Annotated in this window: 13 protein-coding genes, 1 tRNA gene and 1 pseudogene; 6 read left to right on the top strand and 9 right to left on the bottom strand. The window is 74.2% G+C overall.

The window, feature by feature from the left end; all coding sequences use genetic code 11:
- A partial coding sequence (locus GTW67_RS07045) for a cysteine protease StiP domain-containing protein (protein WP_161163939.1) occupies positions 1–1753 on the top strand: 1753 nt, incomplete at its 5' end.
- The gene (locus GTW67_RS07040) at positions 1753–2562 is read left to right on the top strand and encodes an HAD family hydrolase (RefSeq protein WP_161163938.1); all 810 of its coding nucleotides are present in this window, start codon (positions 1753–1755) and stop codon (positions 2560–2562) included. The genes GTW67_RS07045 and GTW67_RS07040, both read left to right, overlap by 1 nt.
- On the opposite strand, the pseudogene GTW67_RS07035 reads toward GTW67_RS07040, so the two are convergent.
- The 4 genes and pseudogenes from GTW67_RS07035 to GTW67_RS07020 all read right to left on the bottom strand — a co-directional run bounded on the left by GTW67_RS07035 (position 2483) and on the right by GTW67_RS07020 (position 5814).
- Positions 2483–3238: pseudogene (locus GTW67_RS07035) on the bottom strand (VTT domain-containing protein). The gene GTW67_RS07040 and the pseudogene GTW67_RS07035 overlap by 80 nt on opposite strands.
- Before the next feature lie 74 nt (positions 3239–3312).
- Positions 3313–3531, bottom strand: coding sequence for an FmdB family zinc ribbon protein (locus GTW67_RS07030; protein ID WP_161163936.1), 219 nt, complete (start codon positions 3529–3531; stop codon positions 3313–3315).
- A 43-nt stretch (positions 3532–3574) separates the two neighbouring features.
- Positions 3575–4972, bottom strand: a complete 1398-nt coding sequence (locus GTW67_RS07025) for a hypothetical protein (protein WP_161163935.1) — start codon at positions 4970–4972, stop codon at positions 3575–3577.
- Between the two features lie 71 nt (positions 4973–5043).
- Positions 5044–5814, bottom strand: coding sequence for a DUF4097 family beta strand repeat-containing protein (locus tag GTW67_RS07020; protein ID WP_161163934.1), 771 nt, complete (start codon positions 5812–5814; stop codon positions 5044–5046).
- Positions 5815–6041: 227 nt separating this feature from the next.
- On the opposite strand from GTW67_RS07020, the gene GTW67_RS07015 reads away from it, so the two are divergent.
- Positions 6042–6116, top strand: a tRNA-Val gene (locus GTW67_RS07015).
- An 80-nt stretch (positions 6117–6196) separates the two neighbouring features.
- On the opposite strand, the gene GTW67_RS07010 is transcribed toward GTW67_RS07015, so the two are convergent.
- Positions 6197–6541, bottom strand: a complete 345-nt coding sequence (locus tag GTW67_RS07010) for a DUF8825 domain-containing protein (protein WP_161163933.1) — start codon at positions 6539–6541, stop codon at positions 6197–6199.
- Positions 6542–6656: 115 nt separating this feature from the next.
- Between GTW67_RS07010 and GTW67_RS07000 the strand changes: the two genes are divergently transcribed.
- Entirely contained in the window at positions 6657–6890 is a 234-nt protein-coding gene (locus GTW67_RS07000) for a DUF2277 domain-containing protein (RefSeq protein ID WP_161163932.1), read from the top strand.
- A 43-nt stretch (positions 6891–6933) separates the two neighbouring features.
- Here the strand turns inward: GTW67_RS07000 and GTW67_RS06995 are convergent, their stop codons facing one another.
- The 4 genes from GTW67_RS06995 to GTW67_RS06980 form a co-directional block, all read right to left on the bottom strand.
- Positions 6934–7581 carry a VTT domain-containing protein gene (locus GTW67_RS06995; RefSeq protein ID WP_161163931.1) on the bottom strand — a complete coding sequence of 216 codons (648 nt, stop codon included), beginning with the start codon at positions 7579–7581 and terminating at the stop codon, positions 6934–6936.
- A 212-nt stretch (positions 7582–7793) separates the two neighbouring features.
- Positions 7794–8246 carry a DoxX family protein gene (locus GTW67_RS06990; RefSeq protein WP_161163930.1) on the bottom strand — a complete coding sequence of 151 codons (453 nt, stop codon included), beginning with the start codon at positions 8244–8246 and terminating at the stop codon, positions 7794–7796.
- Positions 8247–8464: 218 nt separating this feature from the next.
- Positions 8465–10126, bottom strand: a complete 1662-nt coding sequence (locus GTW67_RS06985) for an alkaline phosphatase D family protein (protein ID WP_161163929.1) — start codon at positions 10124–10126, stop codon at positions 8465–8467.
- 82 nt (positions 10127–10208) lie between these two features.
- Positions 10209–10853 carry an HNH endonuclease family protein gene (locus GTW67_RS06980; protein ID WP_161163928.1) on the bottom strand — a complete coding sequence of 215 codons (645 nt, stop codon included), beginning with the start codon at positions 10851–10853 and terminating at the stop codon, positions 10209–10211.
- A gap of 401 nt (positions 10854–11254) precedes the next feature.
- Here GTW67_RS06980 and GTW67_RS06975 point away from each other — a divergent pair, with 401 nt between their 5' ends.
- Together GTW67_RS06975 and GTW67_RS06970 are read left to right on the top strand one after the other, a co-directional pair.
- Positions 11255–11836 (top strand): TMEM165/GDT1 family protein, encoded by a 582-nt coding sequence (locus GTW67_RS06975; protein ID WP_161163927.1) that lies wholly within the window; start codon positions 11255–11257, stop codon positions 11834–11836.
- Between the two features lie 171 nt (positions 11837–12007).
- On the top strand, positions 12008–12547 hold a 540-nt coding region (locus tag GTW67_RS06970; RefSeq protein WP_161163926.1), incomplete at its 3' end, for an HAD-IA family hydrolase.

Raw genomic sequence — 12547 nt, 5'->3', positions numbered from 1 at the left:
AGGGGCGCGGGGAACTGCGCGACCAGCCCCCCACCACCCGCACCCGCAAGACCACCCCACCCGCATAGACCTGCGCTGGCCCGCCGGCCTCCCCGACGGGGGCCGGCACGGGTTCACCCCCGGTCACCGTGCCCGCCTCGAAGCCGTCCTCCCGGACATGGCGGCCCGGATCGCCGAGGCCCTGCCGGCAGGCGCCCGCCGCGTGCTCGTCCTCGGGTTCGAGGAGCTGATGTACACCCCCCTCCGCCTGGCGGAGACGCTGGAGCGGACCACCGAGGACGCCGAGGTGCGCTACTCCACCACCACCCGCTCGCCCGTCCTCGCGGTCGACGACCCCGGCTACGCCATACGCACCCGCCTCGTCTTCCCCGCGCACGACGACCCCGCCGACGGCCCCGGCGAGCGCTACGCCTACAACATCGCGGGCGCCGGCTTCGACGCCGTCGTCGCGGTCGTCGACTCGGCCGCCGACACCCCCGCGCTGCACGCGCCCGGCGGACTGACGGACCGCCTCGCCGCGCACGTCCCGCACGTCCTGCTCGCGGTCGTCCCGTCCTACGTCCCCGGCGCCCCGACCGCCCCCGAAAGGCCCCCGATGCTGCCCGAGCCCCTGCGCGGCCCCGCCTTCTCCTCGTACGCCCCCGACGAGGTCGGCTGGCTGCTCCAGGACCTCTCGGACGTGACGCTGGAGGCGCCGACCGAGGAGCGCGAGGAGGCGATCCAGCGCGGCGGCGCCCACTACGCCGAGTCGCTGCCCGTCGAGTACCAGCCCAGCGAGCAGTACCAGGACCTCTTCCACGCCGCGCTGGACGCGTCCGCCGCCCGCCTCGCCCGTGCCGTCGGCGCCGTCACCGAGATCGTGCTGACCGAGCGGTCCCCGCGCCCCGTCCTGGTCTCCCTCGCCCGCGCGGGCACCCCCGTCGGCATCCTGATGCGCCGCTGGGCGCAGTACCGGCACGGTCTCGACCTGCCGCACTACGCCGTGTCGATCGTGCGGGGCCGCGGCATCGACGCCAACGCGCTGCGCCGGCTGGCCGCCGACCACGACCCGGCCGACGTCGTCTTCGTCGACGGCTGGACCGGCAAGGGCGCCATCACCCGCGAACTGGCCGCCGCGCTGGAGGAGTTCGAGGCCACCGACGGAGTCACCGGCTTCGACCCGGAGATCGCCGTCCTCGCCGACCCCGGCTCCTGCGTCCGCACCTACGGCACCCGCGACGACTTCCTCATCCCGTCCGCGTGCCTCAACTCCACGGTCTCCGGCCTGGTATCCCGCACCGTGCTCCGCGCCGACCTGGTCGGCCCGCACGACTACCACGGCGCGAAGTTCTACCGCGAACTCGCCGGCGCCGACCTGTCGACGGCCTTCCTCGACGCCGTCGCCGCCCGCTTCCCCGAGGTCGCCGACACCGTCGACGCCCAGGTCAAGGAACTCCTCGCCGCCGACCGCACCCCCACCTGGGAGGGCTGGGCCGCCGTCGAGCGGATCAGCGAGGAGTACGGCATCCACGACGTCAACCTCGTCAAGCCCGGCGTCGGCGAGACCACCCGCGTGATGCTGCGCCGGGTGCCCTGGAAGGTGCTGGCCCGGACCGGCGCGGGCGCCGACCTGGACCACGTCCGCCTGCTGGCCGAGCAGCGGGGTGTCCCCGTGGAGGAGGTCGACGGCCTGCCCTACACCTGCGTCGGCCTGATCCACCCGAAGTACACGCGCGGCGCGACCGGCGCCGACGGCAGGGCGGTGACCAGCTGATGCCGGTGCTCGTCGCGAGCGACCTCGACCGCACGCTGATCTACTCCGCCGCCGCCCTGGCGCTGACGATGCCCGACCCCGAGGCACCCCGGCTGCTGTGCGTGGAGGTCTACGAGAGCAGGCCCCTGTCCTACCTGACGGAGACGGCCGCCGGACTGCTGACCGAGCTCGGTGACACGGCCGTGTTCGTGCCGACCACCACCCGCACCCGCGAGCAGTACCAGCGCATCAGCCTCCCCGGCCCGCCGCCGTCGTACGCGATCTGCGCCAACGGCGGCCATCTGCTGGTCGACGGCGTCTCCGACCCCGACTGGCACGCCCGGGTGACCGCGCGGCTGGCCGACGAGTGCGCCTCGCTGGACGAGGTCGGCGAGCACCTGATGCGTGCCGCCGACCCGGTGTGGGTGCGCAAGCAGCGGATCGCCGAGGACCTGTTCGCCTACCTCGTCGTGGAGCGTGAGCTGCTGCCCGAGGACTGGGTGAAGGAGCTCGCCGTCTGGGCCGAGAACCGCGGCTGGACGGTGTCCCTCCAGGGCCGCAAGATCTACGTCGTGCCCAAGCCGCTGACCAAGAGCGCCGCCGTGCGCGAGGTCGCCCGCCGCACCGGCGCCGAACTCACGCTGGCCGCCGGCGACTCCCTCCTCGACGCCGACCTGCTGCTGGCCGCGGACCGGGGCTGGCGTCCCGGCCACGGCGAGCTGGCCGACTCCGGCTGGACGGCACCGGCGATCACGGCGCTGCCCGAGCGCGGGGTGCTGGCGGGGGAGCGCATCCTGCGGGAGTTCCTGACGGCGGCACGGGGCGCCTAGGGGGTGTGCCTGGTGCCGGTCACCGGCGGTCGGCCTTGCGGCGGCTGCCGCGGCCCGGGCGCAGCAGCCGCAGGAGTACGAAGGCCACCACGGCCAGCGCGGCGGCGGCGAGCACGACCTTGGAGTAGGCGGAGACGACGGTGCTGACCTGGGACCAGTTGTCGCCGAGGAAGTAGCCCGCCAGGACGAACGCGGTGTTCCAGAGGGCGCTGCCCGCCGTGGTCAGCGCCGTGAACACCGGCAGGGGCATGCGCTCCACGCCCGCCGGGACGGAGATCAGGCTGCGGAAGACGGGGAGCATCCGGCCGAAGAACACGGCCTTGGTGCCGTGCCGGCGGAACCACTCCTCCGTCCGCTCGATGTCCGAGACCTTCACCAGCGGCAGCCGGGCCGCCACGGCTACGGTCCGCTCCCGGCCGAGGAGCGCCCCGATGCCGTACAGCGCGAGGGCGCCCACGACCGAACCGGCGACGGTCCACACGATCGCGGCGATCAGGTTCATGCTGCCGGTGCTGGCGGCGAAGCCGGCCAGCGGCAGGATGACCTCGCTCGGGATCGGCGGGAAGAGGTTCTCCAGGGCGACGGCCAGCCCGGCGCCCGGCGCGCCGAGGGTGTCCATCAGGTCGCTGATCCACCGGGGCGCGCCGCCCGTCGTCTCCGCCGCGATGACTGCCATGTCTCCACGCTAGGCGGACGAACCTGAAGGGATCCTGAGCCGCCGGTGCGGCCCCGGGCTCCCGGCGTCACGGGTCAGCCGCAGCAGCCTCCGCCGCAGCAGCCGCCTCCGCCGCCCGCGCGGGGTGCCGGGGCCGGTGCGGAGGCCGAGCCGCCGACGGCGACCGTCGACAGCAGCTTGACCGTGTCGTCGTGGCCCGCGGGGCAGGGCGCCGGGGCGGAGGACTCGGCCATGGGACGGCTCAGTTCGAAGGTGTCGCCGCAGCTGCGGCAGCGGTACTCGTAGCGAGGCATGCGCACAGGTTAACCGGCGGCGGAAGCGGGTCTCAGCGTCTTCTCAGTGCCCGCTTCCCCGCTCCTCGCGGATGTGCGCGACGACGTCGGCGACGGCCCGGCGGACCGCGTCCGTCTCCGTCAGGAAGTGCCAGTAGTCGGGGTGCCGGCCCTCCAGCGTGGTGATCGCCCGCTCCAGCCGGGCCACGGCGTCGTCCAGGGGGCGCGCGTGCCGCGGGTCGGGGGTGTTGCGGCCCGCCATGGCGAGGCGCTGGGCGTCGCGGATCGCGAACCGGGTGCGCTCGATCTCCTGCTGCGGGTCCTTCTGCACGGCGTTGAGCTGCCGCAGCCGGTCGCCGGCGGCGGAGACGGCCTCGTCGGTGCTGTTCAGCAGGGCGCGGACCGTCGACAGGAGGGCGGTGGCGTCGGGCCAGCGTTGCTCGTCGCGGGCCCGCTGCGCCTCGGTCAGCTTGGCCTCGGCCTGCCGGACCGTTTCGGCGGCGTGGTCGGGCACGTGCTGGAGGTCCTGCCAGCAGGCGGCCGTGAACCGGCGCCGCAGCTCGCTCAGGATCGGGTCGACCTGACCGGCGCGGGTGGTCAGGGCCTGGGCGCGGGTGCGCAGGGAGACCAGCCGGTGGTCGGTCTCGGCGGCCCGCTCGGGCAGCCGCTCGGCCTCGGTGCGGACGGCCTCGGCCTCGCGGGTGACCCGTTCGGCCCGCTCCAGGGTCTCCGGCACGCCGTGCTGCCCGGCGCCCTGGTTGAGCCGGGTCAGCTCCGGGCCCAGGGCGGCGAGGCGGGCGGCGAGGTCGTCGGCCTTCAGTCCGGCGCCCCGTACGGCGTCCAGGGCGTCGGAGGCGGCGAGCAGGGCCTGCCGGGCGCGTTCGACGGCGGGGGCGAGCCGGGCGAGCTGGGTCTCGGCCTTGCCGAGCAGGGGGCTCAGCCCCTCGGCGAAGCGGTCCAGTTCCTGCCGGACGCGGCCCAGCTCGTCCTTGGCGGCGGTGAGTTCGGTGCGGGCGCGGGAGGCGGCGGACGCCTCCAGGTCGTCGCGGTCCAGGTCGTGGGCGTCGACGGCGCTGATGTACCGGCCGCTGGCCTCGTCGATGCGCCGGCCCAGCGCGGCGAAGCCGTCGACGGCGCGGCGGGCGGCGGGGGAGGAGTCGACGGCGGCGATCGTCTCTATCGAGATCCGCAGGTCCCGCTGGGCGGTGTCCAGGTCGTAGAAGGCCGCGGCGGCGGCGTCCTTCGCGGCCTGCGCCTCGGCCCGCTGGCTCTCGGCGCGTCCGCCGAACCAGCGCCGGGTGCCGCCGCCGGCGAACGCGGCGGGCAGGGCGAGCGCGGCGAGCAGCGGCAGGCCCAGCAGGGTGAGCGTGTCACGGAGGGCACCGGGTGGGCGGTGCCTGGGGGAGCGGCGTGGCGCGCGCGGCACCATCGGCGAGTACGGCTGCGATGGTGTCGCCGTCACATCCCTCTCCCGTGTCGTCCGTCCTGCCCGGGTTCATTCTCCCACCCGTTAGTGACGAACACACAGGCCGTTCAGTTCGCGGTCCGGACCGTGACTTTGCCGTCCTGGGTCCGCGCGGTCACCACATGGGTGCTGGTGTCGTTCCGGGGCACGGACACGTGGACCGATCCGTCGTCGCTGTCGGCGGACACCTTGTAGGTGGCCGGGGGCAGGTCGACGGTGACGGAGCCGTCGTCGCTGCGGGTCTCCACCCGGTCCGGGACGGTGCCCAGGGCGAGGCGGATCGAGCCGTCCTTGGTGGTCGCCTCCACCCGGCGCGAGGAGACGTCCGCGCGCAGCGACCCGTCGTCGCTGTGCAGCGTCAGCGGCCCCGTGGTGTCGCCGACCCGCACGGAACCGTCGGCGGTGCGGATGTCCAGCGGGTCCCGGAAGCCGCTCGCCCGGACGCTGCCGTCGTCGGTCTTCACCGCGACGGTGACGCCGCGCGGCACTTCGACGCGGTGCTTGGCGGCGCAGTCGGCGACCACGCCGGAGCACTTCATCCGCAGCTTCAGCCGGTCGCCGTCCATGCTCCAGCTCACCTCGGGGTCGGAGCCGACGACGACCGAGCCCTTGAACCACCGGGTGACCTCGATCTTGCCCGGGGCGTGCTCGTCCGCGGCGACGATCTCCAGGGCGGAGTCGTCGGCGTCGACGGTGAGGGTGCTGCCCGGGAGGGCGAAGGTCTTGTGGTCGGGGTCCTTGTCCTCGTCGGCGGAGGCGCACGCGCCGAGCCCCGCGACGAGGACGGCGACGGTGCCGGCGGCGGCGAGTCCGCGAGCGGTGACGGTACGGCGGGCCATGGCGTTTCCCCCTGGGACGGACGACGAGGCACCGCCCCGGCGACGCCCGGTCGGGGCTCGGTGCGGTGGTGTACCCGACGCTACGGAGCGGGGTCCCGTACGGGGATCCGGGCCGCTCCCGGATCCGGGGTGGGGTTAACCCCCGGCCGGGATCCGGGACCGCGGACCGGGGCCGGAACGCGTTTGCCGGGCAGTGCCCGGGGCCATGTAGGCTGTCGACTCGTCCTGGGTGCGTAGCTCAGGGGTAGAGCGCCTGCCTTACAAGCAGGATGTCGGCGGTTCGAAACCGTCCGCGCCCACCAGGACCGGCCCGAGCGCCGGCCGAGAGGCCCCCGGAGATCATCCGGGGGCCTCTCGCGTGTGCCCCGCCCCACGCCCGTCCCTACGCGTCCTCCTCGGGCCCGTCCTCGTGGGCGTGCTTCAGCTCCGTGCGGGCCTGGACGCGGTCGGTGCCGGTGATCTCGGACCAGTAGCGGTGGGTGCTGACGAAGACGGCGAGCTCGCGCTCGCGCTGCCGGAGCTTCTCCACCTCGGCCTGTTCGTCCTCCGACCAGCCGGGGGAGGCGGGGCGCTCGACCTTGCGCCAGCCGTTGTCGTCGCTGAAGCCGTCCAGCGGCTCGACGGACCAGGGGAGTCTCTTCAACAGGGCCGACAGCTCGGCCCGGACCTGATGCAGCTCCTCCTGACCGGCGAGGAGGTCACTGGGGAAGTCATAGGTCGTAGCCACAGGCCAATGATACGCCTGTTCGATTTTGAGGCGCGCGTTCCCTTCGGTGGTTCACGCGAACGAGTGGCCCGGCGCACGCGCCCCGCGGAGGGCGCTCCGGGTGGAGACTGGAGCCATGTGCCGCAGCATCAAGACGCTCCGCCCGCCCGCGCTGCCTGAGGAGGCCACCGGGGACGAGATCAGGGCCGCCGCCCTGCAATACGTGCGCAAGGTGTCCGGGTTCCGGGCGCCGGCCGCGCACAACCGGGAGGTGTTCGAACAGGCCGTGGACGCCGTCGCCGAGGCCACGGCCGAGCTCCTGGCCGGCCTGGAGGTACGGGGCGCCGCCGGCGCACGCCGGGCGGGCTGACGCCGCTGCCTCAGTCATGCCTCCGGGGCTTCCGGGGTGAAGGCTACGACGCCTCGCCGGTCTGGGGCTGGCGGCGCATCAGGTACGCCGCGCCCGCCCCCGCGCCGAACAGCGCGAGCAGGGACACGCCCGTCGCCAGCCAGCTCGTGCCGAGCCACTGGCCGCCGAAGTAGCCGAGGGCGACGCTGTACGCGGCCCAGGACAGCCCCGCGAGGGCGGACCAGGGCAGGAACTCGCGGATGCGGCGGTGGGCGGCGCCGGCGACGAGGGAGACGACCGAGCGGCCGGCCGGCGCGAAGCGGGCCAGGACGACGAGCAGTCCCCGGGCGCCCCCGCTGCGGGCGAGCGCCCCGCCGAGACGTTCCTGCGCGGTGGTCAGCCGGCGGGAGCGGGCGATCGCGCGGTCCAGGCGCGCCCCGCCGCGCCAGGCGAGGCGGAAGACGGCCAGGTCACCGAGGACGGAGGCGGTCGTGGCGCACAGCAGGAGGACCAGGATGTCGGGGACGTCGTCCGGCACGTGTCCGGCCGCCGCCGCACCCGAGCCCGCGGCCGCCGCCGTGGCCGCCGTGATCACGAGCACGCCGCTCGGCAGCACCGGCAGGAAGACGTCGAGCAGCACCGAGAGGACCACCAGTACATAGATCCCCGGGCTGCTGACCAGCGACGCCACATTTCCGAAACCCTCGACCACCACAACTCCCCTGGATCCCCCGTGGACCGGACCGTGCCGCGATGCGCGGGGAAACGGCAGGAGCGGTCGATGACAGCCATACAGCGTACGCCCGGGGTGTGACACCTGGTTCACAGGGGGCTTGCGGACACGGCATCGAGCGTTCACCCGGCCGCCGTGAACGCGAGACGGCGCCCACCCCCGCACGGGAGGGGGGCGCCGCGTCGGACGGGTCAGGCCGCGACGGGGGTCTGCTCCGGGGCCTGCTCCTCGGGCCGGGACGTGCGCCGGGAGAGGGCCCGGTCCAGGCCGAAGGCGCCGGAGCCGGTGAAGGCCAGCAGCAGGAAGGCCCAGCAGAACATCGCGGAGGCCTCGCCGCCGTTCTCCATCGGCCACAGGGCGCCCGGCTGGTGGACCTTGAAGTAGGCGTACGCCATCGAGCCCGAGGCGACGACCGCGGCGGCGCGCGTGCCGAGGCCCAGCAGGACGAAGCCGCCGGCGACGAGCTGGATCACCGCCGCGTACCAGCCCGGCCAGGTGCCGGCCTCTATCGTGCCGCCGCCCCCCGAGGCGCCGCCGAGCACGCCGAAGAGGGAGGCGGCGCCGTGGCAGGCGAAGAGCAGGCCGACGACGATGCGGAACAGGCCGAGGGCGTACGGCTGGGCGCTGTCGAGGCGTCCGGACATGTGGGGGGTGCTCCTTCGGTCGGGCCGGGCCGTGGGGGACCGGTGGGGACGGAACCGAGTGGGCTGCCCACGTTAGGTGAACCTAACTTGTGCTTGCAAGTTCAACATTTGGCCACGGCGTGCCTCGTGGTTACTGGCCCGTAGGAAAAACCACCCCATGTACGCGTCGTCCCACCGGCCCGGCCCGGGCCCGTCGGGCTGACCGAAACGGAACCCCGCTACGCCAGCTCCCGGTCCGTCACCGTCCGCAGCTCCGTCGTCCCGTCGCGCTCCGCCCGGGCCCGCTCCAGGCGCAGCCGGGCCGAGCGCCCGCGCAGGGTCAGCGTCATCAGCTGGTTGCCGAACCAGGGCCCGCCGGTCCTGCGCCAGGACACCGCAGGGGGCGCACAGCGCCCGTGCCGGGCGATGCGCCGCCCGAGGGCACGCGCCGGGGCGCTCCAGCCGAAGCGGAAGCCGAGCCGCATCGACAGCGGCACCGAGTTGTGCACGGGGGAGCAGGTCAGCTGCACGACCCGGGCGTCGGGGTCCCGGTCCGGCCAGGACGGTTCGGCCACGTAGGCGTGGTGGACGTCCCCCGACAGCACGCTCACCGTCGCGGGCGCCCCCGGTCCCGTCCCGGCGTCGGCGATCAGGCCGGCGAGCGCGTCGAAGGAGGACGGGAAGGCCGGCCAGTGCTCCAGGTCCGCGCCGCGCCGGATCCGCTCCCCGAGCCGCGCCCAGCGGGCGCCCCGCTCGCCGCCGCACACCGCGGCGTTCCAGACCTCCAGGTCGTGCACCAGGTGGGGCAGCAGCCAGGGCAGGGAGGTGCCGATCAGCAGGTGGTCGTAGGCCGCGCCCCCTGCGTCGCCCCCGTCGCCGTCCCGTCCCTCCAGCACCTGGTCGCGCAGCCAGGCCGCCTCGCCCGGGTCGAGCATCGCGCGCCCGTCCTCCTCCAGCACCCGGGCGGCGCGGGAGTCCACCATCACCAGTCGCACGCGGCCGAAGTCGCGCCGGTAGCTCCAGCGCACGGACGCCGGGTCGGTGTCGGCCCGCGCGGCGAAGTCGCGCAGCGCGTCGGTGCCGTCGGGGGCCGCGCGGACGGCCGCGTAGAGCGGGTCGGCGGCCAGCTCGGCCGGGGAGAGGTTCCCCAGGTGCTGGTACACCCAGTACGACATCAGGCCGCTCAGGATCCGCTCGCGCCACCAGTCGGTGGCCCGCATGTCGGCGACCCAGGAGGCCGACGTGTTCCAGTCGTCGATCACGTCGTGGTCGTCGAAGACCATGCACGAGGGCACGGTGGACAGCAGCCAGCGCACCTCCGGGTCGCTCCACGACTCGTCGTAGAGCCGGGTGTACTCCGCGTAGTCCGCGACCTGGGCGCCCGGCGGCTCCCCCGGGTCGCGGCGCCCGGCGATCCAGCGGCGGGTCGCGTCGGACACCTCGTCGGCGTACACCTGGTCGCCGAGCAGCAGCAGCACGTCGGGCCGCGCGCCCGCCGGGTCGGCCGCGATGCGCGCCGAGAGCGTGTCCAGGGCGTCCGGGCCCACCGGGTCCTTCCCGCCGGCGGGCGGCGCGGCCCAGCGGCAGGAGCCGAAGGCGGCCCGCAGGCCGTCCTCGGCGCCGGGCGAGGCGATCACCGAGGGCGGGAAGCGCGAGTCCGGCGGCGGCCACACCCGGTCGCCGTCGAGGAGCACCTCGTACTCCGTCGCCGTCCCGGGCGTCAGACCGGTCACCGGGACCAGGACGTAGTGGTGGCCCGCGATCTGGAACGAGCGGGCCGTGCCCTTGGCGCCGTCGGCGCAGCGCACCTCGGCGGCGCAGGGACGGCTCGTCTCGGCCCAGATGGTCGCGGACGAGCCGTCGTTGTACCTCAGCAGTGGTCCCAGGCGCAGTTCCGCCATGGCCATCCCCTCCTCCGTCGCCCCGTACGGTACGGAACGACGGAGGCCGGCGGGGAGTGTCCGCGTCGGGGCCGGGGCCGGCTCAGCAGCTCGCGAGGTAGCCCTGGAGCGCCGACTTCTCGGCGGAGTCGACGGAGAGGCCGTAGTAGTACTTCACCTGCACCCACGCGCGCACGTACGTGCAGCGGTAGGCGGTGCGCGACGGCATCCAGGTGGCCGGGTCCTGGTCGCCCTTGGCCTGGTTGACGTTGTCGGTGACGGCGATGAGCTGCGGGCGGGTCAGGTCGTTGGCGAAGGACTGGCGGCGGGAGGTGGTCCAGCCGCTCGCGCCGGAGTCCCAGGCCTCGGCGAGCGGGACGACGTGGTCGATGTCCAGGTCGGAGGCGGCGGTCCAGGTCGCGCCGTCGTAGGGGGAGTACCAGCTGCCCTTGGTGGCGGCGCAGGCCGAGTCGGTGACGACGCCCGAGCCGTCGCGCTTGAGGACGGTCTCGCGGGTGTTGCAGGTGCCGGACTGGGTGATCCAGTGCGGGAAGAGGTCGCGGTCGTAGCCGGTGCGGTTCTCGGTGGCCACGGTGAGGGAGGCGAGGTAGGAGCGGGCGGTGGCGGCGCTCACCGGGGTGGGCAGGGCGGCGGAGGCGGCCGGGCCGTTGAACAGCCCGACCGAGGCTATGAGCGCGGTGAGCGCGGAGAGGCCGGCGAGACGTCGACGCGCGTAGAACCTGGCCATGCGAACTCCCTTGGGGGGTGGGGGTTTTCGGGTGCGAGCGGGGGAATGCTCGCGACGCCGTGTGGCGCACAGATGTGCGGCCGGTAAGAAGCTAGTGACGTGTGCATGGCACGTCTATAAGTGCGACGGGACTTTCGGCCCCGGGGGCCGCGCCGGGGGGTCGCGTACTATGGGCGGCGCAGAAGGGGAGTAGCTCTTCGCCGGACCGTCGACATACTGCTCAGCTCGTCTGAGCCGGCGCCCGGAGGCAGACCTCGTACGCGGGGCCGGCCAGCGAGACCTTCGGCAAGCAGTGCACGCCCGTGCCGTACGGCGGGGGCGACCGTGTGCTGCCGTGCCGAGGTGTCTTGCGCGCAGGACCAGCACTCTCGGCGGGGCGGCCCCGACCGATAGAGGATCCCTTGATCAGCCTGACCGTGACGGCGCTCGTCTTCGGCGTCGTCTTCCTCGCCGAACTGCCGGACAAGACCGCGCTCGCCGGCCTCGTCCTCGGCACCCGCTACCGCGCCTCGTACGTCTTCGCCGGCGTCGCCGCCGCCTTCCTGCTGCACGTCGTGCTCGCGGTCGCCGCCGGCAGCGTGCTGACCCTGCTGCCGCAGCAGATCGTGCACGCGATCACCGGTGTGCTGTTCCTCGGCGGCGCGGCGGTGCTGCTGATGAAGAAGGACGACGAGGACGAGGAGATCCGCAAGCCGGAGAACCAGTCCTTCTGGAAGGTCGCCGGGGCGGGCTTCATGCTCATCCTGGTCGCCGAGTTCGGCGACCTCACGCAGATCATGACGGCGAACCTCGCGGCCCGCTACGACGACCCGCTCTCCGTCGGCCTGGGTGCGGTGCTCGCGCTGTGGGCGGTGGCCGGGCTCGGCATCGTCGGCGGGAAGGCGCTGATGAAGCGGGTGCCGCTGGCGCTGATCACGAAGGTCGCGGCGCTGCTGATGCTGGGGCTCGGTGTGTGGAGCCTGTGGGAGGCGGTGGCGGGCTGAGCGCCGCGCGGCGGAGGGCCGCGCGGCGGAGGGCCGCGCTGCTTCTTCGCCGGTGCGGTGGCATTACCCCCGGCTGTTTTGTACCGTAGAGAAACAAAGTGGCTCCCGCCCGTTCTCCCTGACCGGCGGGCGGGGCCGCCTTGTTCACCCCCCGCGCCTTGGAGTCTGCCGATGACGGCCACCACGCTTGTTCTTCCCGCCCGTGCCCTGCTGCTGGACATGGACGGCACCCTCGTCAACTCGGACGCCGCCGTCGAGCGTGTCTGGCGCCGCTGGGCCGACCGGCACGGGCTGGACGGCGACGAGGTCATGAAGGTCGTCCACGGGCGGCAGGGGTACGCCTCGATGGCACTGCTGCTGCCGGACCGGCCGATGGAGCAGAACTACGCGGACAACGCGCGGATGCTCGCCGAGGAGACGGCGGACACGGAGGGTGTGGTCGAGATCGCGGGGGCGCGGGAGTTTCTCGCCTCGCTGCGGGGGCTGCCGCATGCGCTGGTGACGTCCGCGGACGTCGCGCTGTCCACGGCGCGGATGGCGGCGGCGGGGCTTGCGCAGCCGGACGTGCGGGTTACGGCGGAGTCGGTGGGGGCGAGCAAGCCGGATCCGGAGGGGTTCTTGAAGGGGGCGGCTGAGCTGGGGGTCGACCCGGCGGAGTGTGTCGTGTTCGAGGACTCCGGGGCGGGGATCGCGGCGGGGCGGGCTGCGGGG

The organism is Streptomyces sp. SID5910 (genome assembly GCF_009862125.1).
Lineage (GTDB): Bacteria > Actinomycetota > Actinomycetes > Streptomycetales > Streptomycetaceae > Streptomyces.
This window is presented reverse-complemented; position numbering and strand designations above follow the sequence as displayed.